The organism is Massilia sp. P1_C10, from assembly GCF_056406475.1.
On the sequence record NZ_JBFUAC010000002.1, the window covers coordinates 76,865 to 103,792 of the forward strand.

The following is a 26,928-nucleotide window of genomic DNA, read 5'->3' on the forward strand; positions in this document are numbered from 1 at the left end:
CCGTGCACGCGTGGCCAGGGCCGCAGCCGACGTGGGAGCACGGGCTGATCGTCATCTCCACCGCCGGCGGGCCGCGCGACGAGGCGCGCGAAGCGATTCGCAAGGCCGTGTGCGAAGTGCTGGGCGGCGCGGTGGAAGTGGTATCGACGCCAGGCAGCGCGCCGACAGTAACGGTCGACGGCGTCGCGAGCGCGATCGGCCTTTCGATCAGCCACGAGGACGGCATCTCGATGGCGGCGCTGCATCGCGACGGCCCGGTCGGCGTGGACGTAATGAAGGTGCAGCTGCCGTCGGACTGGGCGCGCGTCGCGCACGACTACCTGGGCATGTCGGTGGCGGTGCAGCTGGCCGCGCTGGGCGCCGAGGCGCGCCCGCTCGCGTTCGCGCAGGCGTGGGCCGAGCGCGAAGCCAAATTCAAGCTGCTGGGCGAGTCGCTGACGGAATGGTCGCCGCTGCCCGATTGCCGCCTGTTCGAATTGGACCTGCCAGCGGGATTCGCGGGCGCGCTGGCCCTGCCATCCTGACTGCCTCGAAAACCGCTGTATACTTCGCGCTTTTCAAAAGGACCGATACCATGAGCGCGCTGCCACCCTGCCCCAAGTGCAATTCCGAATTCACGTATGAGGACGGTGCGAACCTGGTCTGTCCTGAATGCGGCCATGAGTGGAGCGCCGGCGCCGCGGCGCCGGCCGAAGACAGCCCGCGCGTGTATCGCGATTCGGCCGGCAACGTGCTGCAGGACGGGGACACCGTCACCGTCATCAAGGACCTCAAGCTCAAGGGCGGCGGCGGCACCGTCAAGATGGGCACCAAGGTCAAGAACATCCGCCTGGTCGACAGCGACCACGACATCGACTGCAAGATCGACGGCTTCGGCGCGATGAGCCTGAAGACGGAGTTCGTCAAGAAGGTGTAAGCAGCGCCCGCAAAAAATAAATCTTCGTTCTGGCAAAAAAGCGGGAACGCGGCGAACATTCGGTTCATCTAATGTGTAAATAACCGAAAAAGCCGAGAACCCGTATGCAAGCCGCACCACTACCCGACCGCAGCAGCGACGCCGACCTGGCGCAGCGCGTCGCGGCCCAGGACCAGCAAGCCTTCGTGCTGCTGATGCGCCGCCATAACCAGTTGCTGTTCCGCACGGCCCGCAGCATCCTGCGCTACGACGCCGAAGCCGAAGACGCGCTGCAGGACGCCTACCTGCGGGCCTGGCGCTCGATCGGCCAGTTCCGCGCCGACGCCCGCCTGTCCACCTGGCTGACCCGCATCGTCATCAACGAGGCGCTGGCCCGCACCCGCAAGAGCGCGCGGCGCGCCGACATCATGCCGCTGCATCCCGCCGCCGAGCCGGCCGACTATCCTTCCGAGCCGAGCATGGACGACTCCCCAGAAACCGGCGCGCTGCGCGCAGAAACCCGCGCGCTGCTGGAAAAATCCATCGACGCCCTGCCCGACCAGTTCCGCACCGTGTTCGTGCTGCGCGCGCTCGAAGAAATGAGCGGCGAAGAAGTCGCCGCCTGCCTCGACATCCCCGAAGCGACCGTGCGCAGCCGCTTCTTCCGCGCCCGCGCCCTGCTGCGCGCCGCCCTCGCGCACGACGTCGACCGCGCGTTCGAACAGGCCTTCTCGTTCGACGGCGCGCGCTGCGACCGCATCGTGGCCGGCGTGCTGGCCCGGCTCGATACCAATAACAACTGATTTGCCCACCCACCACCGGAGACCCGCCATGTCCTTCCTGATCCAGCCGAACGATCCAGACGCAGTCCATCCACGCCGCATGTTCCTCGGCAAATCCGGCCTGCTGCTGTCCGGCGCCGCCGTCGCGCTGATGGCCGGCCAGGACGCGCTGGCCGCCGCCAAGGGCGGTGACGCCGCCCACTCCGACATCCAGATCCTCAACACGGCGCTGGGAGCCGAACTCGAAGCGATCGCCGCCTACCAGCTCGGCGCCGAAAGCGGCCTGCTGCAAAAGCCGGTGCTCGACCTGGCGGTCACCTTCCAGGGCCACCACAAGGAGCACGCCGAAGTGCTGTCGAAGACAATCATGAAACTGGGCGGCAAGCCGGCATCGGCCAAGGCCAGGTACCAGTTCCCGACCGAGACGCTGAAGAACCAGAACGACGTGCTGCGCTTTGCGGCCGGCCTGGAAAAAGGTGCGGTCAGCGCCTACCTGGGCGCGGTGCCGCTGTTCGGCAACCGCGACCTGGCCAAGGCAGCCGCCAGCATCCTCGGCGACGAAGCGATGCACTGGGCCGTGCTGCGCAACGCGCTGGGCGAGGCGCCGGTGCCGTCGGCCTTCATGTCGTGATGATGCGCGCGCTCGCCGCCGCCGCCGCGTGGCTTGCGTTCGCGGCGCCGCTGCATGCGGCGTCCGACGTCAAGCTGGGCGAATCGGTGTATGCGCGCTGCGTGGCCTGCCACGCACTGGCGTACGACCGCACCGGGCCGCGCCACTGCGGCCTGTTCGGGCGGCGCGCCGGCAGCGTGGCCGGGTTCGACTATTCGGCGGCGATGAAGCGCTCGCAGATCGTGTGGAATGCGGCGACGCTGGACCGCTTCCTGGCCAATCCGCCGAAAGCGGTGCCGGGCACCAGCATGACCTACGCCGGCGTGCCCGACAAAGCCGAGCGCGCGGCCCTGATCGCCTATCTCAAGGCGGCCAATGGCGGCAGCGAGTGCGCAGCCGCAAAGTAAGCCGGGGGTCAGCCGCGCTTCGGGATGTCGAGACCGCGCGCGACGGCAGGACGCGCAACGAATGCATCGAGTACGCGCTGCACGTTCCTGAAATCGCCAAAGCCTACCAGCTCGCCGGCGCCGTAGAAGCCAACCAGGTTGCGCACCCACGGGAAAATCGCGATGTCGGCGATTGTGTACTCCTCGCCCATCACCCAGCTGCGCCCCTCGAGCCGCTTGTCGAGCACCGCCAGCAGCCGCTTCGATTCGCCCACGTAGCGGTCGCGCGGCCGCTTGTCCTCGTACTCCTTGCCGGCGAACTTGTGGAAGAACCCGAGCTGGCCGAACATCGGCCCGATGCCGCCCATCTGGAACATCACCCACTGGATCGCCTGGTAACGCCCGGCCGGATCCTGCGGCAGCAGCTTGCCGGTCTTTTCGGCCAGGTAGATCAGGATGGCGCCCGACTCGAACAGCGCCAGCGGCTTGCCGCCCGGCCCGTCCGGATCGAGGATCGCCGGGATCTTGTTGTTCGGGTTGAGCGACATGAACTCGGGCGTCATCTGGTCGTTGGTCTCGAAGCTGACCAGGTGCGGCTCGTACGCCAGCCCGGTTTCCTCCAGCATGATCGACACCTTGACGCCGTTCGGCGTCGGCAGCGAATACAGCTGGATGCGCTCGGGATGCGCGGCGGGCCATTTTTTGGTGATCGGAAAATCGGACAAATCGGTCATGCTGGCACCTCGGATAAATGCACGCTTGCGGACCGGAGATTATGCCGCATTTCCCTGTGAGAGCGCTGCGCCCACCTGCGCATGCGATCGCCGCGCCAGAGCGCGCCGGTCTTCGCCGTCCACCGCCAGCGCCGGCAGCACGTGCAGCCGCGCGCGGATCGGCGGGCCGGTCAGCATTGCCAGCATGCTCTCACCCAGCGAGGTCTCGATCAGGTACTCGACCGAGCGGTGCGGCGCGCCCGCGGCATCGACGTAGCTGACCGCGATCGCCTGCACCGGCGCGCCGGCCTCGATCGCCGCTTCGAACAGGTTGGCGTGGAACGGCTGCAGGTCGCCCTGCGCCGACGACGTGCCCTCCGGGAAGCACGCCACGCGTTCGCCCGCGCGCAGGCCGCGCGCCAGTTCGCCGACCGCGCGCCGCAGGTCGCCGCGGCTGCCGCGCGCCACGTACAGCGTGCCGGCCAGCGCACTCAGGGTCCCGATCAGCGGCCAGTGCCGCACTTCCGACTTGGCGACAAAGCGCGACGGGAACTGCGCGTTGATGACGAACACGTCGACCCACGAAATGTGGTTTGCCACCAGCAGCACGTTGGGCAGCACCGGCGCGCCCGCCAGTTCGACCGTCACGCCGAAGGTGCGCAGCACGCGCCGCGACCAGCGCCGAATGTGGTCCATGCGGCCGGCTGCGCCGAGCCACGGGAACACCAGCAGGCAGGTCGCCAGGCCCGTCAAAATATGCAAGATTACGCATAAAAAGCGCCACGCCAGCGCCAGCGGGCGCGCGCCGTGCCAGCGCATAATCGCCAGCATCAGCGCGATCACCAGCACGCCGAAGCCGGCGATGATCGCTTGCAGCGGCGCGCCCAGCGCCAGCGCCGCCGCGTACACGCCCAGCAGCGCCAGCGACGCCAAGTTTTCGCTGAAGCTTTGCACGGCGATCGAGACGCCTGGCGCCATCAGCGCCTCGCCGCGCTGCTGCAGCAGCGCGTTCATCGGCACCAGCACCACGCCCGCCACCGCGCCGGTCACGAGCAGCAACGCGCAGGCCACCCACAGGCCGTCGACCAGCGCCATCGCGAGGATCGCCGCGCCCAGCGCGAGGCCGGACGGCAGCACCTTCATCGCGCCGGCGGTGGCGACCAGGCGCGCCACGGCTGCCGATCCGGCCACCATGCCCACGGCCAGCACGCACTGCATCAGCGCCGACTCCGGCAGGGTCAGGCCGAGCACCGCGCCGGCCCACTGGATGACGAGGAACTGCAGCGCCGCCGCGACCGCCCAGAACAGCGTCGTCACCGCCAGCGAGATCTTGCCCTGCGGGTCGCGCCACAGCACGCGCAGCTCGCGCCAGAAGCGCGCCGGCGCCGGGCGCGCCGCGCGGGTCGACGGAATCGCCGCCGCCATGGCCGCGGCCAGCGCGTACACGCCGACGATCGCCAGGCTGGCGCCCTGCGCCGGCAGCTTTGCCAGCAGCGCGCCGCCCAGCAGGGTGCCGCCGATGATCGAGGCGACCGTCGATATCTCGATCCACGCGTTGGCCCTGACCAGCTGGTCGGCCGGCAGCAGCTCGGCCAGGATGCCGTACTTGGCCGGGCCGTAAGTGACGCCGATCACGCCGACCGCGGCGAACGCCAGCAAGGGGTGCAGGCCGGACGCCAGCAGCACGCAGGCGCCCAGCTTGACCACGTTCGCCAGCAGCATCACGCGGCCCTTGGGCAGCGCGTCGGCCAGCGCGCCGGCCCACGGCGCCAGCGCCACGTAGGCCAGGTACAGCGAGATGCGCAAGGCCGGCGTCATCCAGGCGGCCGACGCGCGCTCGGCGAGCAGGCCGATCGCGACGATCAGCAGCGCGTTGTCGGCCAGCGAAGTGAAGAACTGCGCGCCGAGCAAGGCCCGCAGCGGCTTCATCGCCGCGCCAGGAACTGCTTGCTGTAGCGCTCGGGCAGGTCCCCCACCCGCATCATGATGGGCAGGTCTGCGGTGTTGAATTCGCGGTCGAACGACGGCGCCCCGATCACCCGGGCGCCGCATCGCAGGTAGCCCTTGATCAGCGGCGGCATGTCGCGCAACGACAGGGCGCCCGCGCCCACGCCGTCGGCCGGCAGCGCGTTCAGCGGCCGGATGCGGAACTCCGGCGCGACCATGTATGGCGACTCGCGCAGCGCGCTCCAGATGCGCCGCGCCAGCTGGCCGCCGTCGGCCATGCCGATGCTGGCGCAGCCGAACATGGTGTGCAGGCCGCGCGCGACCATGTACTTTCCCAGCTCGCTCCAGAGCGAAAGGATCACGCCGCCGGAACGCCAGTCGGCATGCACGCAGGCGCGGCCCAGCTCCACCGCGCCGCCGCGCAGCGGCGCCAGCGGGGCCAGGTCGAATTCGCCCTCGGTGTAGCAGGCGCCGGCGCGGCGCGCGGCGTCCGGCCCCAGCACGCGATAAGTGCCCACCAGCTGGCCCGGCTCGTCGCTGCCGGTCTCGCGGGCCCGCACCAGCAGGTGATCGCAGTAGCTGTCGAAGCGGTCGGCGTCGTGGCCGTCGGGCGTGCCGGCCGGCGGCGCCAGCCGCGCGCCCATTTCGCCGGCGAAGATCGCGTGGCGCAAACGCTGGGCCTCGCGCACGTCGGCTTCCGACTCGGCCCAGCTGGCCTCGAAGCGCCAGTCGGCCTGCTTCGGCGATGGCGGCTCCGCAAACGGGGACCGCGGCGAGGCGGCGGCGAGTTCCAGGGTCAAGTCGTGCTCCTCAATTCGATGCGGGATATTGGTCGATCAGCGCGTTCTGGCGCCAGTTCAGGCGGATCAGCGCCAGCGGCCCGATCGGCCTGGCGCCGCGCCTGCGGTTGGCCGCGCCGATGGCGAACACCACGCGCTGCTTGGCGAACACCATGCCCAGTCCATGCGCCAGGCCGATCTCCGGGTCCCACGCCTGGATCGCCTCCGAGCCGGCGCCGTTCACTTCCATGATGGTGAAGCCGCGCCCTGCCGCCAGTTCGCCCTCGCTGGCGAAGCGCACGTCGAAGCGGCCGAAGTGAAAGTCGGGCATGTCGCGCGCGATGGCGTCGATCGCCGCGGTCAGCTCCGGCGTGACCAGGCGCGCGCCGTCGCGGTACAAGCCGCCGACACGGGTCGAGCCGATGGTCGACAGCCGCACCACCTGGCCGGCGGACGGCACCGCGTCTAGCTCGAGCGTGCTGGCGTGGGCGTTCGATCCGAGCACGCGGGCGGCGCGGGCGTCGGCGCGAATCAGCTGTCCGAGCGTGGCGGCGCCGTCGCCGGTTACGCGCGGGTAGTAGCGCAGCGCCAGTCCGATCAGGCGACCTTCCCCGCTGGCCGGATCGCGCGCATAGAACACGCCGGCCTCGCCCTCCTCGTCGAGGTATTCCTGCAGCACGAAGGTCTCGCCATCCGGATAGCGCGCGGCGTAGTCGCGCAGCGCGTCCAGCGTATCGAGCTTGCAGACGCCGTAGCCGCACAGGCCCAGGTCGGGCTTGGCCACCAGCGGGAAGCGCAGCCGCGCCGGCGCCAGCGCCGCCTTCCACTCGCTGTCGGACCAGTTGCGCGCATGGCGGATGCCCACGTGGCGCGCGGTCGCGGCGCGCGCCAATGGCCCCATCTGATCGAAGTATTCAAGCTTTCCTTCGCCGACCAGCCCTCCGGCCGTGATGCGCGGATTGGCCGCCGTCGGCAGCGTGACGCTGCGGTAGCGCAGCGCCAGCCAGGCCCACTGGATGACGATCGGGACGCAGACCAGCCACTTCGGCATCGCCTCCAGCGCGCCGCGCCGGGCCGCTGCGCGCGCGCGGGCAGCGGGAGGCCGGGATGGCAGGCGTGGAGAGTCGGCGAACATGCGGCGTCCTGGGATGATGGCGATAAATGAGGATCACACATCGATCCGCCTGCCTCTGTGCGCAGGCGAACACATACATGCCACACCCAGCCATAAAAGGTTTGAATGTTTCGGTCAGTAAAGTAGACTGACAGCTTCTTACAATCTGCATCGTGAATGGCATGTCTTCGCTTCAACAGATTTCAAGCTGGCTTTTCGGCTCCACGCCGAAAATGCGGCGCGTGCTCGCCTATTGGGCGGCCACCGCGCTGTTGTACAGCTTTTGCTGCCTGATCGTCTGGCGCGAAGTTAACGCGGGCGCGATGGCGCCTGAAACGGCGCGCGTGGCCGCGACGTTCGGCATGCTCGGCACCGCGGTTTTCTATGTGCTGCTGCGCGCCGGCCCCCGCCTCAACATCCCCAACTGGAAGCTGGCGCTGTACCAGGCGCAGTTCGCGATCGTCTTCAACCTGGCGCTGTACTCGGTGCTGGACAACCTGCGCGGCTCGATCCTGATCGGCATGCCCGTGGTGATCGTGTTCTGCGCCTTCGCGCTGCGCCCGCGCCAGACCTTCTGGCTGGCGGCCTTCGCCATCGTCGCGCTGGCCGCCACCCAGGCCGCGCTGCTGCGCTTCGATCCCCTCCACCATTCGTTCTACCAGGAGAGCGTGCACTTCGCGCTGACCACGGTGGGCATCGTCTGCGTCACCGCGATCACCGGCGAATTGAGCCGCCTGCGCGCCCAGCTGATCGACGCGGTCGGCACCATCCGCAAGCTGGCCACCACCGACGAATTGACCCTGCTGGCGAACCGCCGCCACATGAACGAGCTGCTCGCCCTCGAGCAGCAGCGCCGCGCGGCGCGGCCGAACGACGTGTGCGTAGCGCTGATCGACGTCGACTTCTTCAAGTCGATCAACGACCGCTACGGCCATGCGGCCGGCGACGCCGTGCTGCAAGGCTTCGCGCGCGAAGCGGGCGTCTCGCTGCGCGCGGCCGACACGCTGGCGCGCTGGGGCGGCGAAGAATTCCTGCTGCTGATGCCCGACACCCTGCTGGAAGAAGCGCTGGCCGTGATCGCCCGCATGGCCCGGCGCGTGGACGCGCTGCGCTTTCCCGACATCGACCCTTCGCTAAGGCTCACCTTTTCGGCCGGCGTGGCCGCGTCGCGCGATCACGAGCGCTTCGACGCGGCGATCCAGCGCGCCGACGAAGCGATGTACCGGGCCAAGGCCAACGGTCGCAATTGCGTGCTGGCGGCATGAAGCGGTCGATGCTTTGCCGTCGCGCGCTGCTGGCCGGCGCCTGCGCGCTGGCGTTGGCCGGCGCCGCCGCGCCGGTCGCACGCGTGCAGATCCTGGTCGAAGACGCGGCCAGTCCGTGGTCGAACCACGAAGGCGTCGGCTACGCCAACGACCTGGTGCGCGCCGCGTTCGCGGCCGCGGGCATGCCCGCCGACCTGGTGGTGGTGCCCTACGCGCGCTGCAAGGCGCTGGTCATGCAGGGCGGCGCAGTCGGCTGCTTCAGCATGTCCGCCTCGCCCGAACTGGACAAGCTGGTGCGCTTCGCCGACAAGCCCCTGTTCAGCGTCACCCCGCGCATTTACTACAACCCGAAGCACGGCGCGCGCCCGAAGTCGCTGGCCGACATCCGGCCGGGCATGCGGGTCGGGATCGTGCGCGGCTACGAATACCCGGCCTTCGTGCAGCAGCTGGCGCAGCAAGGCGTGCTGCTCGACAGCGCGCAGTCGGACGTCGCCAACCTGCGCAAGCTGGCCGCGAATCGCCTCGACATCGCCCTGATCATGACCGACGAGATGCGCAGCCCGGACCTGATCCAGCGCCAGGCCGGCGTCGGCGACATCGCCTTCGCGTTCCAGAGCGAGCCGCAGCAGTCGTTCATCGGCTTCTCCACGCGCCATCCGGATGGCGACGCCCAGCGGCGCCGTTTCAACGCCGGCTTCGAGGCCATCGGCGCCAACGGCGCGCGCCAGGTGATCCAGGCGCGATGGAAGGCGCGCTGCGCGAAATTCTGTCCGGAATAGCAAACCTCCTCTAAAAAAATTTGTTACCAGATGTGAGCGCAGTTGCCTTGCGTGCATGCCATCCGGACGTGGCCGATTTCGCACCAGATTGGTGCGCCCGCGCGCCGTCCGTGGGGAAAACGGGCTGATCCATAGCGGAACAATAATGTCTGCGTAATCAAACAGTTATCGACGTTTGCCCGGCATCCGCAGACAAAGGCTCTTAGCCGTTAGCAAGAGAATATCCCACGCAAAATAGTGTCTTGCGGCAGCTTTAGAACGCCATTACTATCCGTTCTCTCGCAGTTTTCAGCCGCTCCGGCGAACCTCTTCGCCACATCTCATTCCCTTTAGATTGGACGCTCACGCATGAAGAAATTCCCATTGGTTCAAGGTTCCGTCACCGCCCGCAACGCCGCCGTGCGTCCGCTGGTACTCGCCCTGGGCGCCGCCCTCGCAACGATCGTCGGCAGCGCCGGCGCGGCCGACTTCAGCGACGGCGTCAACCAGTACGCGCGCGGCCGCATCCTGGTCGAAGCGCGCGCCGGCCTGGCGGGCGACGACCTCGAAAAAATCCTCAAGGTCCACGGCGGCAAGCGCCGCAAGATCGGCCAGTCGAACCTGAACGTGGTGGAGCTGCCGGTGGGCGCTTCGGAAGCACAAGTGGTCGAACAGCTGCGCCGCAATCCGGCGCTCAAGCACGTCGAACTGGACCGCCGCGTCAAGAGCACGATGGCCGTCACCGATCCGTACATCGGCAGCGAGTGGCACATTCCGAAAATCGGCGCCAGCAGCGCGTGGGACACCACCCAGGGCGCCGGCGTGACGATCGCGATCCTGGACTCGGGCGTGGACGGCACGCACCCGGACCTGGCGCCGAACCTGGTCGCCGGCTACAACATGTACAGCAATAACACCGACACGGCGGACGTGTGCGGCCACGGCACCGCCGTCGCCGGCTCGGCCGCGGCGCGAACCAACAATGGCGTGGGCGTGGCCGGCGTCGCCGGCCAGGCCAAGATCATGCCGATCCGCGTGGCCTACTACGACAGCGCCAGCGGCGGCTGCTATGCCTACACCAGCACCATCGCCAACGGCATCACCTGGGCGGCCGACCACGGCGCGCGCATCGCCAACGTCAGCTACGGCCCGCTGGCCGGCAGCGCCACCATCCAGAGCGCGGCCAACTACATGAAGAGCAAGGGCGGCCTGGTGTTCGTCTCGGCCGGTAACAACGGCGTCGACGAGAACATCACCCCGACCACCAGCCTGATCGCGATCTCGGCCACCGATTCGAACGACAACAAGGCCAGCTGGTCAAGCTACGGTTCGTTCGTCTCGCTGGCGTCGCCCGGCGCCGGCATCTGGACCACGTCGAAGGGCGGCATCTACCAGGGCTGGAACGGCACCTCGTTCGCCAGCCCGGTCGCGGCCGGCGTGGCCGCGCTGATGATGGCGGCCAATCCTGCGCTGGACGGCGCGAAGATCGAGCAGGCGCTGTTCTCCACCGCGGTCGACCTCGGAACCGCCGGGCGCGATTCGTACTTCGGCTACGGCCGCGTGAACGCCGCCGCCGCCGTCAACGCGGTGAAAGTCGCGGCGCCGGTCGCCGATACCCAGGCGCCGACGTCCGCGATCACATCGCCGGCGGCCAGCTCCTCGGTCAGCGGCATCGTGACGGTCAACGTGGCCGCCAGCGACAACGTCGGCGTCGACCACGTCGAACTGAAAGCCAACGGCACCGTGATCGGCACCGACATCTCCAGCCCGTTCGGCTTCAGCTGGAACACGGCCAACGCCGCCAACGGCATGGCCACGCTGGTCGCCACCGCGTACGACGCCGCCGGCAACACCACCGCCTCGGCGCCGGTGTCGGTCAACGTCGCCAACGTGACGCCGCCGCCGGCCCAGGACACCACGCCGCCAGTGGTGAAGATCGACAACCCGGCGGCCGGCACGGTCAGCGGCCAGGTATCGGTCGCCGTCAGCGCCAGCGACAACAGCGGCGCCGCCGGCATCAGCGAGTCGCTGTACATCGACAACAAGCTGGTCGCCACCGGCAAGGGCGGCGCGCTCGCCTACAACTGGCGCACCCGCCAGTACACCCGTGGCGCGCACACTGTGACCGCCGTGGCGAAGGATGCCGCGGGCAACTCGGCCACCACCTCGGTGACCGTCAACGTCGTGCGCTGATCGCCGCGTCGTAGCCAACCGGAGGGCGACGCGCAGCAATGCCGGCGCCCTTTTTTCATCGATCGGCGCGCAGTGAGCGCAGCGCTCGCGCACGCCACGCGAATCTGCCTATTTTTTTAGCACGCCGATAATTAGGTCGGCCGTACTAGGAAGGACCGTTCGCCGAACCACGTTTTACCCACAGAATCTGTGGGTAAAGTTCAACAAAATTAAAATTATCAGAAACACCATCCTTTTACGATGAGGCCTGCGCGCCTCATTGCTCGGGCAGCGCGTAGGCGATGATATATTCGCCGGCGGCCACGGCAACGAACTGCCGATCTTCGTCGCCGGCGTAGGTGATCGGCGTCCCCTGCCCGCGCGCCGGCAGCTGGCTTTCCCACAGCTGCCGGCCGGTGCTGACGTCATAAGCGCGCACCATGTTGTCCTGCGCTCCGGACACGAAGGCGACGCCGCCGGCGGTGATCATCGGCTCGCCCGCCGCGCCGGCACGGTGCTTCCACACGACCTTGCCGCCGGCAAGATCGACACCGGCGACATGGCCGGACCCAACGACCAACGCGGCTCCGCGCCGCGGGTCCACCGCCAATCCGCTATTGCCGACCACTTCGATGGGCTGCTTCATCGGCTTGCCGGTGCGGCGGTCCAGCAGCAGCAATCCGCCCGGCGTCGGCTGCACCAGCGCCGGCACTGTGGCAAGGTCGACCAGCGCAGGCTGCGCAGTCGCACGCGCCGGGAACGTCCAGCGCAACTTGCCTGAGGCCAGATCAAGCGCGGCCAGCGCTTTTCCCGTCGCGACGTAGACCATGCCGAGCCCTTCGTCGAAGCTCGCGACTGAAGGAGAAACCGCCCCCGAATCCCAGGTCCACACCGGCGCGCCGGTGTCGATGTCGAAGGCGCGCACCACCCCCGTCCCGCGAGCTATCGCCAGCCTCCTCGTCAGAACGATCGGCGACGCAGAAACCGGGCGGCGCTTCGGCATGTCCGCCCACAGGTCGATCTCGCCCTTGCCGCCGAACTTGGCGCATGGCGCGCCAGTTTCAGTGTCCATCACCAGCAGGCGTCCGTCGGCGGCGGGCATGAATATTTTGGATCCGCACTCGCCGCCTGCGATCACGGGTTCCGAGACCGGCGGCTGGTACGCCACGCCCGGGCAGCTCAGGCGCTGCTTCGCGATGTCGCGGCGCCATAGCTGGATGCCGTTGGTGGGATGAAGCGCGATGACCGACTGGTTCGACGCGCAGAGGTAAATCCGCCAGCCGGCCTTCAGAAGCTGGACGTTTTCGCCGCCGCTGCGATACCGCCACACTTCCTTCAAGCCGGCAACGTTTTTGGGCGTGATGCCGGCGAGCGGCGAGTAGCGCTGGCCATAGGCGGTGCGGCCGTATGCGCGCCATTCGCCCGCCGGCACGATCCGAGCGGCGGCGTCCTCCTCGATCGGATTGGCGGGGACTGCCGGCAAGGCGCCGGCGAGGTCGTGCGAATCGCGCATCAGCAGCGCGATGCCGATACCGAGGATCGCGATCAGCACGCCAAGGGCGGCGACCAGTTTGAAGCGCGGGATGGGCGGCATGGACGGGCTCCTTTTGTGCTGTGTACAAGCGTTCGACGCCGCCCTGCCCCATTTCGTTCGCGCTGTCTCTCCGATACGTAACGTTGGCGGCCAATGGGACGCCCTATAATCGGGCGCACCAGAAATCGACAGGCACGCCATGAAGCAACTCTATCTCGCCCTTCTGCTCGCCGGCATCGGCGCCACCAGCCACGCCGACGAAACCGCCGCGGTCACGCCCTACCGTCCCTCGGTCTCGACGCCGGCCCAGCTTCCGGCTGTCGGCCAGCTCGAATACGAAGCCGGTTTCCTCGCCACGCGCGACCATGGCGAGCGGCGCGACAGCATGCCGGTGCTGTTCAAGTACGCCCTGTCCGAACAGTGGGGCGTATTGGTCGGCGGCGACGCCTTCGTCTCCGTGCGCGACGCCGACGGCCACCGCGCGCGCGGGCTGGGCGACACCGAGCTGACCATCAAGCGCGCCTTCGGCATCGACGACGCGACGGCGTTCGGCCTCGAATTCGGCGCCAAGCTGCCGACCGCGAAGGACAGCATCGGCAGCGGCAAGGCCGACTACACCGTCAACACCATCTACAGCCGCGACATCGGCAAAGTCCACATGGATGCCAACGCCAACCTGACCCGCCTGGGCGCGGTCGACGATGGCGCCAGCCGCAACCAGGCCGGCTGGTCGGCGTCCTTCGCGATCCCGGCGGCGGAAAAATGGGCGGCGACCGCCGAATTGTCGGGCACCCGCCGCAGCGGCGCCGACCATACCGCCCAGCTGCTGCTGGCCGGGGCCTGGAGTCCCACCAAACAGCTGACCATCGATGTCGGCGTGGCGCGCGGCCTGACCTCGGCCTCGCCGCAGTGGTCGCTGTTTTCCGGGCTGGTGCTGCCGATGACCCAGTTCCGCTAAGGTTCGGTCAGCGCGGTCCGCACCGCCTTTTCCAGGTTTTCCAGGCTGAACGACACGTCGATCGGCACGTCGTTGAGGAAGAAGCTCGGCGTGCCGCGCAAGCCGAGCTGCACGCCGGCCGCGTGATGCTCGCGCACCCGCTGCAGATAGACGTGGTCGGCGAGGTCGGCGCGAAAGCGCGTCATGTCCAGCTCGATCGCCTCGGCGTCGCGCATGATTCCCCCGGGCGACATGTGCATGGTCTGGCCGAACAGTAATTCGTGCATCTCCCAGAACTTGCCCTGCGCCGCGGCGGCCTCGGACGCTTCCGCCGCCAGCTCGGCGTGCGGGTGCGCGGCCGCATCGGGATAGTGGCGGAACACGAAGCGCAACTGCTCGCCGAACGCGTCCAGCAGGTGCTTCACTTCCAGCTGCGCCTGCATGCAGCGCGGACACTCGTAGTCGCCGTATTCGACCAGCGTGACCGGCGAAAAGACGCTGCCGGCCTCATGCTCGCTGGCCGGCAAGCCGCCCGGGTTGATCGGGTCGTCGATGTCGTCGTCGTTCATGGTGCACCCTCCTTCACTTTACCGAGCCAGGCAAACGCGCAGCCGGCCGCAGCCAGCGCCGCCACGCCCGCCGCCACCGCCACCAGCCGGAACGCGGCCTCGAGTTGCGCGCCGCGCGCCGCCAGCAGCAGCCCCAGCAGCGCCGTCGCCACAAGCCCGCCTGAGCGCGCGACCGCGCTGTTGAAGCCGGACGCGACGCCGGTGTGCTGCGCGTCGACGCCGGCCAGCACCGCGGTGGTCAGCGGCGCCACGGCGCCGGCCATGCCCAGCGATATCAGCAGCAGCGCCGGCAGCGTGGTGTTCCAGTATGCGCCGCCATCGGCGATCCGCGTCGCCAGAAAGAAGCCGGCGGCGACGACCACCGGCGCGACCGTCAGCGGCAGGCGCGGCCCGGTCTTCGCCGCCAGCTTGCCCATCGCCGACGAGCCGAGCGCGATCACGATCGGCAAGGGCAGCAAGGCCGCGCCGGCCGCCGTGGCCGAGTAGCCGCCGGCCTCGATCAGCACGAAGGGCACGGCGACCAGCAGCGCGCCCAGTGCGCCGTACAGCAGGAAGGTCAGCAGGTTCAGGCCGACGAAACCGGGCGACGCGAACAGGGACAGCGGCAGCATCGCGGCCTCGCCGGCGCGCGCCTCGGCGAACAGGAAGGCCGCCAGCACCGCGACGCCGGCCAGCATCGCGCCCAGCGCGGCGCCGCCGAAATCCGATGCGGCCGACGCCGCCGTCAGGCCCCAGGTCAGGCTGGCCAGGCCCATGCTGGCCAGCGCGGCGCCGGCCAGGTCGAGCGGCTGCCTGGCGCCGGCCTCGTCGGCCGGCAGCGCGCGGGCGCCAAGCCATATCGCCAGTGCGGCGATGGGCAGGTTGATCAGGAAAATCGTGCGCCAGCCGAACAGGTCGATCAGCTGGCCGCCGAGCAGCGGCGCGATGGCGCCGCCGATCGCTCCCACCGCGGCCCAGATGCCGACGGCGCGGCCGCGCGCCTCGCCGGCGAAGCTGGCGCCGAGGATCGCCAGGCTGGTCGGCATCAGCATCGCCGCGCCGCAGCCTTGCAGCACGCGGCCGGCCACCAGCCAGGCCAGGCTGGGGGCGGCGGCGCACAGCAGCGAGGCCAGCGCAAACAGCGCGACGCCCAGCAGCAGGACGCGCCTGCGGCCGAAGCGGTCGCCGCAAGCGCCGCCGAGCAGCAGCAGCGCGGACAGCGGCAGCAGATAGCCGTTGACGATCCACGACAGGCCGGCGCCATCGGCGTGCAGGCTGCGGCCGATCGCGGGCAGGCCGACGTTGACCACCGAGCCGTCGATGAAGGCCAGGCTCGATGCGAGGATGGTGGTGGCGAGGACGAGATTGGCGCCGTCGGCCGGCGCGCGGGCGCACGGTATCGCGTCGGCCAAGGCGCGATCGCAGGCGGGTGGCAGCGCGGTGCTCATCGGGATAGGAAATGGGTCGCTCGGAGGTCTCATGATAGGTTAAACCTCGGGATCATGCTGAAGATGGGGTCAGCTCCGGCGGACCTGACTCCATATTGCCTTAGTGCCTGGCCGCAAAGGCCTTTTTCAGCTGATTGGCCGCGAGCTGCTCGGCTTCCTTGGCCTTCGGCACCGCGGCGCCCATGCCGAAGTATGTGCTGCACTTCGCACACAAGGCCCCGGGCTGGTTAAAATGTCACTTTCACGTTTCCGCAAAGACCGCACCGCATGAATTTCGAACACGACGATCACGAAGACAGTCCGGCCATCCTCGCCGAGCGCGCCACCGCCGCATCGCGCAGCACCTGGGTCAGCGTGGCGGTCAATATCGCGCTGGCGATCCTGCAGGTCGGCGTGGGCGTGTTCGCCAAGTCGCAGGGCCTGATCGCCGACGGCATCCACTCGCTGTCCGACCTCGTGGGCGACTTCGTCGTGCTGGTCGCGGGCCATCACAGCAAGAAGGACGCCGACGAAGACCACCAGTACGGTCACCAGCGCTTCGAGACCGCCGCCTCGCTCGCACTGGGGGGACTGCTGCTCGCGGTCGGCATCGGCATGCTGTGGTCGGCCTTCGTCAAGCTGCAGTCGCCGGAAAGCGTGCCGCAGGTGCACGCGGTGGCGCTGTGGGTGGCCGGCGCCGCGCTGGTCACCAAGGAGACCCTGTTCCGCTACATGATGGCCATCGCCAAGCGCGTCAAATCGAGCATGCTGGTGGCGAACGCCTGGCACGCGCGCTCGGACGCCGCCTCCTCGCTGGTGGTGGGCATCGGCATCGCCGGCAACCTGGCCGGCTACCCGATCCTCGATCCGATCGCCGCGCTGATCGTCGGTTTCATGATCGGCAAAATGGGCTGGAGCTTCGGCTGGGACGCGCTGCACGACCTGATGGACCGGGCCGTCGACGAGCGCGAAGTCGAGGCGATCCGCCAGACCCTGGCCGACACGCCGGGCGTGATGGGCGTGCACGACATCCGCACCCGCAAGATGGGCGACATGATCGTGGTCGACGTGCACCTCGAGGTCGATGCGACCCTGACCGTGGAGGATGGCCACACGATCGCGGTCGCGGCGCGCCAGCGCGTGCTGCAGCGCCACCGCGTGCTGAACCTGATGACGCACGTCGATCCCTGGCGCCGCGCGGACCTCGATCACCGCGCAGTCGCCGGGGGTCAGGTCCGCCGGAGCTGACCCCGCATTTGCACGCCGCCGCCACTGGCACCGACACAAGGAGCATTCCATGATCGACTGGACCAACTTCACCCCGTGGGCCTCGCTCGCCGGCGGCGCGCTGATCGGCCTCGGGGCCGCGCTGTTCATCCTGTTCAACGGCCGCATCGCCGGCGTCAGCGGCATCCTCGGCGGGCTGCTGCGCCCGCAATCGGGCGACGTGTGGTGGCGCCTCGCCTTCCTCGCCGGCCTGGTCGCCGCGCCGCTCGCATGGACCCTGGCCGCGCCGCTGCCGGCCGCACGGATCGACGCCGACACCGCGACTCTGGTGGCGGCCGGCCTGCTGGTGGGCGTCGGCACCCGCTACGGCGCCGGCTGCACCAGCGGCCATGGCGTGTGCGGCGTGTCGCGCCTGTCGCCGCGCTCGATGGCCGCCACCGTCGCCTTCATGCTGGCCGGTTTCGCCACCGTGTTCATCGTGCGCCACCTGCTCGCATAAGGAGACCGCCATGCACATCGTCTTTGCCGCCCTGGTCGGACTGCTGTTCGGCGTCGGCCTGCTGGTCTCCGGCATGGCCGACCCGTCCAAGGTGCTCGGCTTCCTCGACCTGGCCGGCGCCTGGAATCCGTCGCTCGCGTTTGTGATGGGCGGCGCGGTGGCGGTGGGCGCCATCGCCTTCCGCATCGCCGGCGCGCGCGCCACCTCCCTGCTCGGCCATCCGATGCGCCTGCCGACAGCGTCCCGCATCGACCGCCCCCTGGTGCTGGGCAGCCTGGCGTTCGGCGTCGGCTGGGGCCTGGCCGGATTCTGCCCCGGGCCGGCGATCGCCTCCCTCGCAGCTTACGGCGTCAAGCCGCTGATCTTCACCGCCGCCATGGTCGCCGGCATGGCCATTTTCGAAACCGTCGAACGATTCAGGAGTCCGACATGAACATCAATCCCATCCAGCTGTTCGACGCCGAGTCGTCCACCTTCACCTACATCCTGTCGGCGCCTGGCGACAGCGCCGCGGTGATCATCGACCCGGTCGACCATCACTGGCGGCGCGACATCGACCACCTGAAGCGGCTCGGCCTCGACCTGGTCTACATATTGGAGACGCACGCTCATGCGGACCACGTGACCTCGGCGGGCCGGCTGCGCGAGCTGACCGGCGCCAAGGCGGCGGTGCCGTCGGGCTGCGGCATCGCGCCGGCCGAACTGCAGCTGGCCGAGGGCGACGTCATCCGCTTCGGTAACGGCGAGCAGATCGCGGTGCTGCACACGCCGGGACATACGGCCGGCAGCATGAGCTACATCTGGCGCGGGAATGTGTTCACGGGAGACACGCTGCTGATCGACGGCTGCGGGCGCACCGATTTCCAGAGCGGCAGTTCGGAGGCGCTGTACGACAGCGTGATGAACAAGCTGTTCGTGCTGCCGGACGCTACCAAGGTGTGGCCGGCGCACGATTACAAGGGACAGTCGGTGTCCTCGATCGGCTGGGAGAAGCGCCACAATGCGCGGCTGGCCAATCGCAGCAGGCAGGAGTTCGTCGCGATCATGGCGTCACTGAATTTGCCGCGGCCGAAGCTGATCGACATCGCGGTGCCGGCCAACCAGAACCTCGGCCTTCCTCACGGCGCCTAAGATTCAGGCGGCGGGGACCAACCCGGGGTCAGGTCCGCGGGACCTGACCCCTTACTTCCAGTTAGTCGTTGCGGATGTCCAGCGCGCGGTTCAGGCTCAGCGCCGCCAGCGAGCACACCGCGCCCGACAGCAGGTACAGCCCGACATACACCAGGCCGAACTTGGCCGCCAGGGCCAGCGCCACCAGCGGCGCGAAGCCCGCGCCCACCAGCCACGACAGGTCCGAGGTGTAGGCCGCGCCGGTGTAGCGGTAGCGCGCCGGGAAGTTCGCCGTCACCGCGCCGGCCGCCTGGCCGTACGACAAGCCCAGCAGCGCGAAGCCGACCAGGATGAAGGTGTTCTGGCCGGCGTCGCCGCTGCTGATCAGCGAAGGCACGAAGAAGCTGAACACCGCGATCAGCGCCGCCAGCGTGCCCAGCGTGTTGCGCCGGCCCAGCTTGTCGGCGATCAGGCCGGAAATGACGATGCCCACGCCGGCAATCGCCGCGCCGAAGATCTGGATTTCCAGGAAGCCGGTGATGGAACGCGGCGAGAACAGCCGGATCCACGACAGCGGGAACACGGTGACGACGTGGAACAGCGCGTAGCTGGCCAGCGCGGCCAGCGCGCCGATGATCACGTTGCGGCCCTGGTTGCGGGTCATCTCGCCGAACGGGGTCGGCTCGAGCTCGCGCTCTTCCAGCAGGTGCGCATATTCATTGGTGGAGATCAGGCGCAGGCGGGCGAACAGCGCCACCACGTTGATCGCAAATGCCACGTAGAACGGGTAGCGCCAGCCCCAGGCCATGAAGTCGGCGGGGCTTGTGTCGGACAGCAAATACCAGAACACGCTGGCGGCGAGGATGAATCCCACCGGTGCGCCGAGCTGACCCAACATGGCGTACCATCCACGACGGTTCGCTGGAGCATTTAAAGCGAGCAAGGACGGCAGGCCGTCCCACGAACCGCCCAGCGCCAGGCCCTGCCCCACGCGCAGCAGCGCAAGCAGGATGATGGCCTTGGAGCCCAAAGTGGCGTAGGTTGGCAGGAAAGCAATACCTGCAGTCGATACCCCGAGCAGGAACAGCGCGATGGTCAGCTTGACCTCGCGTCCGTAGCGGCGCTGGATGGCCATCGAGATCGCCGTGCCGATCGGCCGTGCAATAAAGGCAAGCGAAAAGATCGCAAACGCGTACAAGGTGCCGGTCAGGCTGTCGACGAAGGGGAAAAAGATCGACGGGAACACCAACACCGACGCAATCGCGTAGACGAAGAAGTCGAAATATTCCGAGGCGCGCCCGATGACGACGCCGACGGCGATTTCGCCCGGATCGATCGCGGAGTGATCCGCGTTGATCCTGCGCGCATCGTCGTGGATCGTCGGGAAATCGTGCGGAACTCCGGAGGATGGGATGTGTGTGCCGGTCATACGATGCTTCTCCTACTGTTGTTATATGTGGTTCTTACGCCTCAAGCTTATCGCAAGGCCAACCGCCGGGTAGGACAATTTGTCCAATCGTGCGGCCGACCTGAACAATATAAACTAACAAGCTCCCGCCTACTACGATCGCAACATATCGCATGAATCATTCACTCGTTCGTCGCTTACTGCTCCTGGCGCCTCTCGCACTGCTGACCGCATGCGATACGGTGGTCATGAAGCCGTCAGGCGATATCGCCGTACAAGAAGCCCGTCTGGTAGTCGTGTCGACCGCCCTGATGCTGCTGATCATCGTCCCGGTGATCGCCCTGATTATCATCTTCGCATGGCGCTATCGCAAAAACAACACCAAGGCGACCTACACGCCTGACTGGGACCATTCCACCAAGCTGGAACTGGTCATCTGGGGCGCGCCCCTGCTGATCATTATCGCGCTCGGCCTGATCACCTGGATCAGCACCCACGTGCTCGACCCTTACCGTCCGCTGTCGCGCATCGACGCCCAGCGTCCGCTGGCGGCCGGTCACAAGCCGATGGTGGTCGAAGTGGTGGCGCTCGACTGGAAATGGCTGTTCATCTACCCTGAGCAGGGCATCGCCACGGTCAATGAACTGGTCGCGCCGGTCGACACCCCGATCCAGTTCAAGATCACCGCCTCGAACGTGATGAATTCGTTCTACATCCCCGCGCTGGCCGGCCAGATTTACGCGATGCCGGGCATGGAGACCAAGCTGCACGCGGTCATCAACAAGCCGGGCGTGTTCGACGGCTTCTCGGCCAACTACAGCGGCGCCGGCTTCTCGCACATGCGCTTCAAGTTCCACGGCAAGGACCAGGCCGGCTTCGACGCCTGGGTCAAGCAGGTCAAGGGCGGCGCCACGGCGCTCGACCGCGCCTCCTACGTCGTGCTGGAAAAGCCGAGCGAAAAAGAACCGGTTCGCCACTACAACGCCGTCGTCGGCGACTTGTACGAAGCGATCCTGAACCGCTGCGTCGAGCCGGGCTCGATGTGCATGAACCAGATGATGTCGCACGACGCCATGCGCAACGGCGAAAAGCCGCTGTCCGCGGCGGTCGTCAAGACCCCTGCCATGCTGGCCGAGTCGGCCAAAGAAATTTGCACCACGCCATCCACTTCCGTGAAGAACACCAATGCAAGAACATACTGACCTGACCAAGCTGCTGCTCGGGCGGCTTTCCTGGGAAGCGATTCCCTACCACGAACCGATCCTGTTGGTCACGTTCGCCATGGTCGCCCTGGGCGGCATGGCGCTGATCGGCGCGATGACCAAATTCCGCCTGTGGGGCCCGTTGTGGCGCGACTGGGTCACCAGCATCGACCACAAGAAAATCGGCATCATGTACATCATCCTCGGCCTGGTGATGCTGCTGCGCGGCTTCGCCGATGCGCTGATGATGCGCGCCCAGCAGGCCATGTCGTTCGGCGACAACGCCGGCTTCCTGCCGCCGCACCACTACGACCAGGTCTTCACCGCCCACGGCGTGATCATGATCTTCTTCGTCGCAATGCCGCTGGTGACGGGCCTGATGAACTACGTCGTGCCGCTGCAGATCGGCGCGCGCGACGTCGCCTTCCCGTTCCTGAATAACTTCTCGTTCTGGATGACCGCGTTCGGCGGCGGCCTGACCATGGTCTCGCTGTTCGTCGGCGAGTACGCCAAGACCGGCTGGCTGGCCTATCCGCCGCTGTCGGGCATCATGCAAAGTCCGGACGTCGGGGTCGACTACTACATCTGGTCGCTGCAGATTGCCGGCGTCGGGACCCTGCTGTCCGGGGTCAACCTGATCGCCACCATCGTCAAGATGCGCGCGCCTGGCATGTCGATGATGCGCATGCCCGTGTTCACCTGGACCGCGCTGTGCACCAACGTGCTGATCGTCGCCGCCTTCCCGATCCTGACCGCCGTGCTGGCCATGCTGTCGATGGACCGCACCGTCGGCACCCACTTCTTCACCAACGACATGGGCGGCAACGCCATGATGTACGTGAACCTGATCTGGATCTGGGGCCACCCCGAGGTCTACATCCTGGTGCTGCCGGTGTTCGGCGTGTTCTCGGAAATCGTCTCGACCTTCAGCGCCAAGCGCCTGTTCGGCTACACCTCGATGGTCTATGCGACCGTCGTGATCACGATCCTGTCCTACCTGGTGTGGCTGCACCACTTCTTCACCATGGGTTCGGGCGCATCGGTCAACTCGTTCTTCGGCATCACCACGATGATCATCTCGATCCCGACCGGAGCCAAGATCTTCAACTGGCTGTTCACGATGTACCGCGGCCGCATCCGCTTCGAGCTGCCGATGATGTGGACTATCGCGTTCATGATCACCTTCGTCATCGGCGGCATGACCGGCGTGCTGCTGGCCGTTCCGTCGGCCGACTTCGTGCTGCATAACTCGCTGTTCCTGATCGCGCACTTCCACAACGTGATCATCGGCGGCGTGGTGTTCGGCGTGTTCGCCGCGATCAACTACTGGTTCCCGAAAGCGTTCGGCTTCAAGCTCGACGCCTTCTGGGGCAAGATCTCGTTCTGGTGCTGGGTCATCGGCTTCTACCTCGCCTTCATGCCGCTGTACGTGCTGGGCCTGATGGGCGTGACCCGCCGCATGAGCCACTTCGACGACCCGTCGTTGCAGATCTGGTTCGTCATCGCCGCCTTCGGCGCGGTGCTGGTTGCCGCCGGCATCGGCGCGATGCTGGTTCAGTTCTTCGTCAGCTTCATGCGCCGCAAGGAACTGCGCGACGTCACCGGCGACCCATGGGGCGGCCGTACGCTGGAGTGGTCGACCTCGTCGCCACCGCCGGACTACAACTTCGCGTTCACGCCGCACGTGTACGACAACGACACCTATGCCGACATGAAGGCCAACGACTACAAGCGTCCGCGCACCGGCTTCCTCGACATCCACATGCCGAAGAACACCGGCGCAGGCTTCATCATTTCGCTGTTCTGCTTCGCGGTCGGTTTCGCGCTGGTGTGGCAGATCTGGTGGCTGGCGATCGTCTCGTTCATCGGCATGGTGGCTTCGACCATCGTCCATACGTTCAACTACAAGCGCGATTACTACATCCCCGCGGCCGAAGTCACCCGCACGGAAAACGCCTACTCACAACTGCTTGATGCCCATGTCTGAGATGACCATTAATACCGCGGGCGCCACGCCGTCCGACCCAAGCGCGCGCTTCTGGGTGCGCGAACACCACCCGGAAAACGGCACGCTGCTCGGTTTCTGGATGTACCTGATGAGCGATTGCCTGGTGTTCGCCAGCCTGTTCGCCGCCTACGCGGTCCTGGGCCGCAACTACGCCGGCGGCCCGACCGGCTCCGAGCTGTTCGACCTGCCGCTGGTGGCCGTCAACACCACGCTGCTGCTGCTGTCGTCGATCACCTACGGCTTCGCCATGCTCGAAATGCAAAAGGGGAAGATGAAGCTGGTGCTGGTGTGGCTGGCGATCACGGGCCTGTTCGGCGCCGGCTTCCTCGGCATCGAGCTGTACGAGTTCGCCCACATGATCCACGAAGGCGCCGGCCCGCAGCGCAGCGCGTTCCTGACCTCGTTCTTCTCGCTGGTCGGCACGCACGGCCTGCACGTCACCTTCGGCATCGTCTGGCTCATCACGCTGATGTTCCAGCTGAATAAGCACGGCCTGACGCACGAGAACAAGCGCCGCCTGATGTGCCTGTCGATGTTCTGGCACTTCCTGGACGTCATCTGGATCGGCGTCTTCACCTTTGTCTACCTGATGGGAGTGCTGCCATGAGCGCGCATCACAACGACGGCCACGGCCACCACGATCACCACGACGCCAACGTGCCTCACTCGACCCTCAAGGGTTACGTGACCGGCTTCATCCTGGCCGTCATCCTGACCGCGATCCCGTTCTACCTGGTGATGAACAAATCGATCGACTCGTCGGCCACGATGGGCTTCGTCCTGCTCGGCATCGCCGCCGTGCAGGTGGTCGTCCACATGATCTACTTCCTGCACATGGACGGCAAGGTCGAAGGCGGCTGGTCGATGCTGGCCATGGTGTTTACCATCATGGTGGTGGTGGTCATGCTGAGCGGTTCGCTCTGGGTGATGTACCACATGAACCACAACATGATCCCCGGCGTGATGCCGGCGGAGATGGTTCATCAATGAACGGAGCTGAGGGCGCAGGATTGAATGCGCCCCGTTCTGCCCGCGCGAGGCTGGTCGCGGCGGCGCTGATGGCGCTGCTGTGCGCCGGCCTCCTTGCATTGGGCGCCTGGCAAATCGTCAGACTTCAATGGAAGACCGCGCTGATCGAGCGCGTCGACCAGCGCGTGCACGCGGCGCCCGCCGCGGCGCCGGCCCCGATCTCCTGGTCGCGGCTGACCAGGGACCAGGACGAATACCGCCACTTGTCCCTGCGCGGACACTTCCTCGACGACCTCGGCACGCTGGTGCAGGCGTCCACCGTACATGGCAGCGGCTACTGGCTGCTCACCCCTTTCTGCGGCGAAGACGGCGCCATCGTGATGGTCAACCGGGGCTTCGTGCCGGCGTCCACGCCGCGCACCGCCGGCAAGCGCCACGCCGTGTGCGGCAGCGCGCCGGCCGATGTCGAAGTCACCGGCCTGCTGCGCATGAGCGAGACCGGCGGCGGCTTCCTGCGCGATAACGACGCGCGCGCCGAGCGCTGGTATTCGCGCGACGTCAAGGCGATCGCCGCCGCGCGCGGGCTCGACGCCGTGGCGCCCTACTTCATCGACCAGGACGCCGCGCCCGCGCCGGTGGCCGGCGCGCCCGTGGGCGGCCTGACAGTGATATCCTTCAACAATAACCACCTCGTGTATGCGCTGACCTGGTTCGCGCTGGCCGCGATGGCGGCCGCCGGCTGCGTGGTATTCGCCCGCGACGGGCGCCGAACCGAAGGTCCAATTTGAGCGGAGAAGCACAGTGATTTCACCGACAGCGGCGCCGGGAACCCTGGAGCACGCCGCCGGCTACCGCAACATGCAGCAGCTGATCCAGCTGCGCTGGATCGCCGTCGTCGGCCAGATCACGACGATCGCCACCGCCACCATGTTCCTCGGCGTCGACCTGCCGCTGCCGGCCATGCTGCGCGTGCTGGCCTGCCTGGTCGCCTTCAACATCTTCAGCCAGCTGCGCTGGCACGAGCAGCGCACCGTCGACAACCGCCAGCTGTTCCTGGCGCTGCTGGTCGATGTGTTCAGCCTCACCGCGCAACTGTACCTGTCGGGCGGGATGACCAATCCCTTCGTCTTCCTCTACCTGCTTCAAGTGATCCTGGCGGCGGTGCTGCTGCAGCCCTGGTCGAGCTGGACCATCGTCGCCATCACCGGCATGTGCGTGGCCGCGCTGGCGCTGTTCGCGCCGCCGCTGGCGCTGCCGGCCGACAGCCCCGGCACCCTCTCGCTGTACATGAAGGGGATCCTGATCAGCTTCATCGTCAACGCCGCGCTGCTGGTGGTGTTCATCACGCGCATCACGCGCAACGTGCGCACCGGCGACGCCGAACTGGCCGACCTGCGCCAGCGCGCCGCCGAGGAAGAGCACATCGTGCGCATGGGCCTGCTGGCCTCGGGCGCCGCGCACGAACTGGGCACGCCGCTGGCCACGCTGGCGGTGATCCTGGGCGACTGGAAGCGCATGCCGGAGTTCGCGAAAAATCCCGAGCTGCTCGCCGAGATCGGCGAGATGCAGACCCAGATCAAGCGCTGCAAGGCGATCGTCAGCGGCATCCTGCTGTCGGGCGGCCAGGCGCGCGGCGAATCGTCGGCCAAGACGACGATGAAGGTGTTCCTCGACCAGCTGGTCGAGGAGTGGCGCGCGAGCCGGCCGATTGTCTCATTTGAGTACGACAACCGTATCGAGCGAGACATCGCGGTGGTGTCCGATTCGGCGCTCAAGCAGATGATCTGCAACGTGCTCGATAACGCGCTGGAGGCCTCGCCGCAATGGCTGCGCCTCGAGGCCACGCGCGACCGAGACTCGCTCAACCTGGTCGTCACCGACGCCGGGCCGGGCTTCGCGCCGGGCATGCTGGACCACGTCGGCAAGCCTTACCAGTCGACCAAGGGACGCCCCGGCGGCGGCCTCGGGCTGTTCCTGGTGGTGAACGTGGCGCGCACTTTGGGCGGCAGCGTCGCCGCGCGCAACCGCGAAGACGGCGGCGCGTTGGTGCGACTGAGCCTGCCGCTGTCGGCCATCGCGCTCGATCCGGAGGAAAGCCATGCAGCCTGACCGCCTGTTGATGATCATCGAGGACGACGCGGCCTTCGCGCGCACGCTCGGGCGCTCGTTCGAGCGGCGCGGCTACCGCGTGCTGCACGCGGCCAGCTACGACGAAGCTGCGGTGCTGCTCGATACGAACACGCCGGCGTATGCGGTGGTGGACCTGAAGCTGTCCGGCGCGGCGTCTGGGCTGGCCTGCGTGCAGATGCTGCACGCGCACGATCCGGCGATGCTGATCGTGGTGCTGACCGGCTTCGCCAGCATCGGCACTGCGGTCGACGCGATCAAGCTGGGCGCCTGCCAGTACCTGGCCAAGCCATCGGACGCCGACGACATCGAGGCCGCGTTCGGCCACCAGGAAGCTAACACCGAACTGGCGCTGACCGAACGGCCGACGTCGATCAAGACGCTCGAGTGGGAGCACATCCACGCGGTGCTGGCCGAGACCGACTTCAATATCTCCGAGGCCGCGCGCCGGCTCGGCATGCACCGGCGCACGCTGGCGCGCAAGCTGGAAAAGCAGCGCGTCAAATAAGCA

The 26,928-nt window shown here is 67.6% G+C and carries 28 protein-coding genes; 20 read left to right on the plus strand and 8 right to left on the minus strand.

Annotation, left to right across the window (positions count from 1 at the left end; all coding sequences use genetic code 11):
* Positions 1 to 2 precede the first annotated feature (2 nt).
* From AC1D02_RS04445 to AC1D02_RS04465, 5 genes are all read left to right on the plus strand, one after another.
* Complete coding sequence (locus AC1D02_RS04445; protein WP_477314137.1) at positions 3 to 524, plus strand: 4'-phosphopantetheinyl transferase superfamily protein; 522 nt, start codon at positions 3 to 5, stop codon at positions 522 to 524.
* A 50-nt stretch (positions 525 to 574) separates the two neighbouring features.
* Positions 575 to 916 (plus strand): zinc ribbon domain-containing protein YjdM, encoded by a 342-nt coding sequence (locus AC1D02_RS04450; protein WP_477314139.1) that lies wholly within the window; start codon positions 575 to 577, stop codon positions 914 to 916.
* 104 nt (positions 917 to 1,020) lie between these two features.
* Complete coding sequence (locus tag AC1D02_RS04455; protein WP_477314141.1) at positions 1,021 to 1,698, plus strand: RNA polymerase sigma factor; 678 nt, start codon at positions 1,021 to 1,023, stop codon at positions 1,696 to 1,698.
* Between the two features lie 28 nt (positions 1,699 to 1,726).
* Positions 1,727 to 2,308, plus strand: coding sequence for a ferritin-like domain-containing protein (locus AC1D02_RS04460; protein ID WP_477314143.1), 582 nt, complete (start codon positions 1,727 to 1,729; stop codon positions 2,306 to 2,308).
* Positions 2,308 to 2,694 carry a c-type cytochrome gene (locus AC1D02_RS04465; protein ID WP_477314145.1) on the plus strand — a complete coding sequence of 129 codons (387 nt, stop codon included), beginning with the start codon at positions 2,308 to 2,310 and terminating at the stop codon, positions 2,692 to 2,694. The genes AC1D02_RS04460 and AC1D02_RS04465 overlap by 1 nt, the downstream gene beginning before the upstream one ends.
* Positions 2,695 to 2,702: 8 nt before the next feature.
* Here AC1D02_RS04465 and AC1D02_RS04470 read toward each other — a convergent pair whose 3' ends face one another.
* The 4 genes from AC1D02_RS04470 to AC1D02_RS04485 are packed head-to-tail and all read right to left on the minus strand — an operon-like array spanning position 2,703 to position 7,247.
* The gene (locus AC1D02_RS04470) at positions 2,703 to 3,407 is read right to left on the minus strand and encodes a glutathione binding-like protein (protein ID WP_477314147.1); all 705 of its coding nucleotides are present in this window, start codon (positions 3,405 to 3,407) and stop codon (positions 2,703 to 2,705) included.
* Positions 3,408 to 3,446: 39 nt separating this feature from the next.
* A complete protein-coding gene (gene lplT / locus AC1D02_RS04475; protein WP_477314149.1) occupies positions 3,447 to 5,315 on the minus strand; it encodes a lysophospholipid transporter LplT in 1,869 nt (622 codons plus the stop codon).
* Positions 5,312 to 6,133, minus strand: a complete 822-nt coding sequence (locus AC1D02_RS04480) for a GNAT family N-acetyltransferase (RefSeq protein ID WP_477314151.1) — start codon at positions 6,131 to 6,133, stop codon at positions 5,312 to 5,314. The genes lplT and AC1D02_RS04480 overlap by 4 nt, the downstream gene beginning before the upstream one ends.
* A gap of 10 nt (positions 6,134 to 6,143) precedes the next feature.
* Positions 6,144 to 7,247, minus strand: a complete 1,104-nt coding sequence (locus AC1D02_RS04485) for a hypothetical protein (RefSeq protein ID WP_477314153.1) — start codon at positions 7,245 to 7,247, stop codon at positions 6,144 to 6,146.
* 161 nt (positions 7,248 to 7,408) lie between these two features.
* On the opposite strand from AC1D02_RS04485, the gene AC1D02_RS04490 reads away from it, so the two are divergent.
* The 3 genes from AC1D02_RS04490 to AC1D02_RS04500 all read left to right on the plus strand — a co-directional run bounded on the left by AC1D02_RS04490 (position 7,409) and on the right by AC1D02_RS04500 (position 11,442).
* On the plus strand, positions 7,409 to 8,491 hold the full coding sequence (locus tag AC1D02_RS04490; RefSeq protein ID WP_477314155.1) for a GGDEF domain-containing protein: 1,083 nt from the start codon (positions 7,409 to 7,411) through the stop codon (positions 8,489 to 8,491).
* Positions 8,492 to 8,499: 8 nt separating this feature from the next.
* Complete coding sequence (locus AC1D02_RS04495) at positions 8,500 to 9,270, plus strand: substrate-binding periplasmic protein (protein WP_477314157.1); 771 nt, start codon at positions 8,500 to 8,502, stop codon at positions 9,268 to 9,270.
* 348 nt (positions 9,271 to 9,618) lie between these two features.
* Complete coding sequence (locus tag AC1D02_RS04500; protein WP_477314159.1) at positions 9,619 to 11,442, plus strand: S8 family serine peptidase; 1,824 nt, start codon at positions 9,619 to 9,621, stop codon at positions 11,440 to 11,442.
* 256 nt (positions 11,443 to 11,698) lie between these two features.
* On the opposite strand, the gene AC1D02_RS04505 is transcribed toward AC1D02_RS04500, so the two are convergent.
* Positions 11,699 to 13,015 carry an outer membrane protein assembly factor BamB family protein gene (locus tag AC1D02_RS04505; RefSeq protein WP_477314161.1) on the minus strand — a complete coding sequence of 439 codons (1,317 nt, stop codon included), beginning with the start codon at positions 13,013 to 13,015 and terminating at the stop codon, positions 11,699 to 11,701.
* Between the two features lie 139 nt (positions 13,016 to 13,154).
* Between AC1D02_RS04505 and AC1D02_RS04510 the strand changes: the two genes are divergently transcribed.
* Positions 13,155 to 13,913: a transporter gene (locus tag AC1D02_RS04510; protein WP_477314163.1), complete on the plus strand. Its 759-nt coding sequence runs from the start codon at positions 13,155 to 13,157 to the stop codon at positions 13,911 to 13,913.
* Here AC1D02_RS04510 and AC1D02_RS04515 read toward each other — a convergent pair.
* Positions 13,910 to 14,461, minus strand: coding sequence for a DsbA family protein (locus tag AC1D02_RS04515; RefSeq protein WP_477314165.1), 552 nt, complete (start codon positions 14,459 to 14,461; stop codon positions 13,910 to 13,912). The genes AC1D02_RS04510 and AC1D02_RS04515 overlap by 4 nt on opposite strands.
* On the minus strand, positions 14,458 to 15,921 hold the full coding sequence (locus tag AC1D02_RS04520) for an MFS transporter (protein WP_477314167.1): 1,464 nt from the start codon (positions 15,919 to 15,921) through the stop codon (positions 14,458 to 14,460). The genes AC1D02_RS04515 and AC1D02_RS04520 overlap by 4 nt, the downstream gene beginning before the upstream one ends.
* 234 nt (positions 15,922 to 16,155) lie before the next feature.
* Between AC1D02_RS04520 and AC1D02_RS04525 the strand changes: the two genes are divergently transcribed.
* The 4 genes from AC1D02_RS04525 to AC1D02_RS04540 are packed head-to-tail and all read left to right on the plus strand — an operon-like array spanning position 16,156 to position 18,724.
* The gene (locus AC1D02_RS04525) at positions 16,156 to 17,115 is read left to right on the plus strand and encodes a cation diffusion facilitator family transporter (RefSeq protein WP_477314169.1); all 960 of its coding nucleotides are present in this window, start codon (positions 16,156 to 16,158) and stop codon (positions 17,113 to 17,115) included.
* Positions 17,116 to 17,164: 49 nt separating this feature from the next.
* Complete coding sequence (locus tag AC1D02_RS04530; protein ID WP_477314171.1) at positions 17,165 to 17,593, plus strand: YeeE/YedE family protein; 429 nt, start codon at positions 17,165 to 17,167, stop codon at positions 17,591 to 17,593.
* 10 nt (positions 17,594 to 17,603) lie between these two features.
* Positions 17,604 to 18,026: a YeeE/YedE family protein gene (locus AC1D02_RS04535; protein WP_477314173.1), complete on the plus strand. Its 423-nt coding sequence runs from the start codon at positions 17,604 to 17,606 to the stop codon at positions 18,024 to 18,026.
* Positions 18,023 to 18,724 (plus strand): MBL fold metallo-hydrolase, encoded by a 702-nt coding sequence (locus tag AC1D02_RS04540; RefSeq protein WP_477314175.1) that lies wholly within the window; start codon positions 18,023 to 18,025, stop codon positions 18,722 to 18,724. The genes AC1D02_RS04535 and AC1D02_RS04540 overlap by 4 nt, the downstream gene beginning before the upstream one ends.
* A 61-nt stretch (positions 18,725 to 18,785) precedes the next feature.
* Here the strand turns inward: AC1D02_RS04540 and AC1D02_RS04545 are convergent, their stop codons facing one another.
* Positions 18,786 to 20,132 carry an MFS transporter gene (locus AC1D02_RS04545; RefSeq protein ID WP_477314177.1) on the minus strand — a complete coding sequence of 449 codons (1,347 nt, stop codon included), beginning with the start codon at positions 20,130 to 20,132 and terminating at the stop codon, positions 18,786 to 18,788.
* A 152-nt stretch (positions 20,133 to 20,284) separates the two neighbouring features.
* Here AC1D02_RS04545 and cyoA point away from each other — a divergent pair, with 152 nt between their 5' ends.
* The 7 genes from cyoA to AC1D02_RS04580 all read left to right on the plus strand — a co-directional run bounded on the left by cyoA (position 20,285) and on the right by AC1D02_RS04580 (position 26,925).
* Positions 20,285 to 21,313 (plus strand): ubiquinol oxidase subunit II, encoded by a 1,029-nt coding sequence (gene cyoA, locus AC1D02_RS04550; protein WP_477314179.1) that lies wholly within the window; start codon positions 20,285 to 20,287, stop codon positions 21,311 to 21,313.
* The gene (gene cyoB, locus AC1D02_RS04555) at positions 21,297 to 23,300 is read left to right on the plus strand and encodes a cytochrome o ubiquinol oxidase subunit I (protein ID WP_477314181.1); all 2,004 of its coding nucleotides are present in this window, start codon (positions 21,297 to 21,299) and stop codon (positions 23,298 to 23,300) included. Before cyoA ends, cyoB begins: the two co-directional genes overlap by 17 nt.
* The gene (cyoC, locus tag AC1D02_RS04560) at positions 23,293 to 23,928 is read left to right on the plus strand and encodes a cytochrome o ubiquinol oxidase subunit III (protein ID WP_477314183.1); all 636 of its coding nucleotides are present in this window, start codon (positions 23,293 to 23,295) and stop codon (positions 23,926 to 23,928) included. Before cyoB ends, cyoC begins: the two co-directional genes overlap by 8 nt.
* The gene (gene cyoD, locus AC1D02_RS04565) at positions 23,925 to 24,311 is read left to right on the plus strand and encodes a cytochrome o ubiquinol oxidase subunit IV (RefSeq protein WP_477314185.1); all 387 of its coding nucleotides are present in this window, start codon (positions 23,925 to 23,927) and stop codon (positions 24,309 to 24,311) included. Before cyoC ends, cyoD begins: the two co-directional genes overlap by 4 nt.
* A complete protein-coding gene (locus AC1D02_RS04570) occupies positions 24,308 to 25,078 on the plus strand; it encodes an SURF1 family protein (RefSeq protein WP_477314187.1) in 771 nt (256 codons plus the stop codon). Before cyoD ends, AC1D02_RS04570 begins: the two co-directional genes overlap by 4 nt.
* A gap of 70 nt (positions 25,079 to 25,148) precedes the next feature.
* The gene (locus AC1D02_RS04575) at positions 25,149 to 26,399 is read left to right on the plus strand and encodes an ATP-binding protein (protein WP_477315353.1); all 1,251 of its coding nucleotides are present in this window, start codon (positions 25,149 to 25,151) and stop codon (positions 26,397 to 26,399) included.
* Complete coding sequence (locus AC1D02_RS04580; protein WP_477314189.1) at positions 26,389 to 26,925, plus strand: response regulator transcription factor; 537 nt, start codon at positions 26,389 to 26,391, stop codon at positions 26,923 to 26,925. The genes AC1D02_RS04575 and AC1D02_RS04580 overlap by 11 nt, the downstream gene beginning before the upstream one ends.
* Positions 26,926 to 26,928 lie beyond the last annotated feature (3 nt).

Excerpts from the sequence above, each read along its gene's own strand:
- cyoC (WP_477314183.1), top strand. The coding sequence starts at position 23,293 with ATGTCTGAGATGACCATTAATACCGCGGGCGCCACGCCGTCCGACCCA.
- AC1D02_RS04575 (WP_477315353.1), top strand. The coding sequence starts at position 25,149 with ATGCAGCAGCTGATCCAGCTGCGCTGGATCGCCGTCGTCGGCCAGATC.
- AC1D02_RS04455 (WP_477314141.1), top strand. The coding sequence starts at position 1,021 with ATGCAAGCCGCACCACTACCCGACCGCAGCAGCGACGCCGACCTGGCG.
- AC1D02_RS04500 (WP_477314159.1), top strand. The coding sequence starts at position 9,619 with ATGAAGAAATTCCCATTGGTTCAAGGTTCCGTCACCGCCCGCAACGCC.
- AC1D02_RS04465 (WP_477314145.1), top strand. The coding sequence starts at position 2,308 with ATGATGCGCGCGCTCGCCGCCGCCGCCGCGTGGCTTGCGTTCGCGGCG.
- AC1D02_RS04535 (WP_477314173.1), top strand. The coding sequence starts at position 17,604 with ATGCACATCGTCTTTGCCGCCCTGGTCGGACTGCTGTTCGGCGTCGGC.
- AC1D02_RS04530 (WP_477314171.1), top strand. The coding sequence starts at position 17,165 with ATGATCGACTGGACCAACTTCACCCCGTGGGCCTCGCTCGCCGGCGGC.
- cyoA (WP_477314179.1), top strand. The coding sequence starts at position 20,285 with ATGAATCATTCACTCGTTCGTCGCTTACTGCTCCTGGCGCCTCTCGCA.
- cyoD (WP_477314185.1), top strand. The coding sequence starts at position 23,925 with ATGAGCGCGCATCACAACGACGGCCACGGCCACCACGATCACCACGAC.
- AC1D02_RS04495 (WP_477314157.1), top strand. The coding sequence starts at position 8,500 with ATGCTTTGCCGTCGCGCGCTGCTGGCCGGCGCCTGCGCGCTGGCGTTG.
- AC1D02_RS04485 (WP_477314153.1), bottom strand. The coding sequence starts at position 7,247 with ATGTTCGCCGACTCTCCACGCCTGCCATCCCGGCCTCCCGCTGCCCGC.
- AC1D02_RS04545 (WP_477314177.1), bottom strand. The coding sequence starts at position 20,132 with ATGACCGGCACACACATCCCATCCTCCGGAGTTCCGCACGATTTCCCG.
- AC1D02_RS04470 (WP_477314147.1), bottom strand. The coding sequence starts at position 3,407 with ATGACCGATTTGTCCGATTTTCCGATCACCAAAAAATGGCCCGCCGCG.
- AC1D02_RS04460 (WP_477314143.1), top strand. The coding sequence starts at position 1,727 with ATGTCCTTCCTGATCCAGCCGAACGATCCAGACGCAGTCCATCCACGC.
- cyoB (WP_477314181.1), top strand. The coding sequence starts at position 21,297 with ATGCAAGAACATACTGACCTGACCAAGCTGCTGCTCGGGCGGCTTTCC.
- AC1D02_RS04505 (WP_477314161.1), bottom strand. The coding sequence starts at position 13,015 with ATGCCGCCCATCCCGCGCTTCAAACTGGTCGCCGCCCTTGGCGTGCTG.
- AC1D02_RS04540 (WP_477314175.1), top strand. The coding sequence starts at position 18,023 with ATGAACATCAATCCCATCCAGCTGTTCGACGCCGAGTCGTCCACCTTC.
- lplT (WP_477314149.1), bottom strand. The coding sequence starts at position 5,315 with ATGAAGCCGCTGCGGGCCTTGCTCGGCGCGCAGTTCTTCACTTCGCTG.
- AC1D02_RS04570 (WP_477314187.1), top strand. The coding sequence starts at position 24,308 with ATGAACGGAGCTGAGGGCGCAGGATTGAATGCGCCCCGTTCTGCCCGC.
- AC1D02_RS04525 (WP_477314169.1), top strand. The coding sequence starts at position 16,156 with ATGAATTTCGAACACGACGATCACGAAGACAGTCCGGCCATCCTCGCC.
- AC1D02_RS04450 (WP_477314139.1), top strand. The coding sequence starts at position 575 with ATGAGCGCGCTGCCACCCTGCCCCAAGTGCAATTCCGAATTCACGTAT.
- AC1D02_RS04515 (WP_477314165.1), bottom strand. The coding sequence starts at position 14,461 with ATGAACGACGACGACATCGACGACCCGATCAACCCGGGCGGCTTGCCG.
- AC1D02_RS04580 (WP_477314189.1), top strand. The coding sequence starts at position 26,389 with ATGCAGCCTGACCGCCTGTTGATGATCATCGAGGACGACGCGGCCTTC.
- AC1D02_RS04510 (WP_477314163.1), top strand. The coding sequence starts at position 13,155 with ATGAAGCAACTCTATCTCGCCCTTCTGCTCGCCGGCATCGGCGCCACC.
- AC1D02_RS04520 (WP_477314167.1), bottom strand. The coding sequence starts at position 15,921 with ATGAGACCTCCGAGCGACCCATTTCCTATCCCGATGAGCACCGCGCTG.
- AC1D02_RS04490 (WP_477314155.1), top strand. The coding sequence starts at position 7,409 with ATGTCTTCGCTTCAACAGATTTCAAGCTGGCTTTTCGGCTCCACGCCG.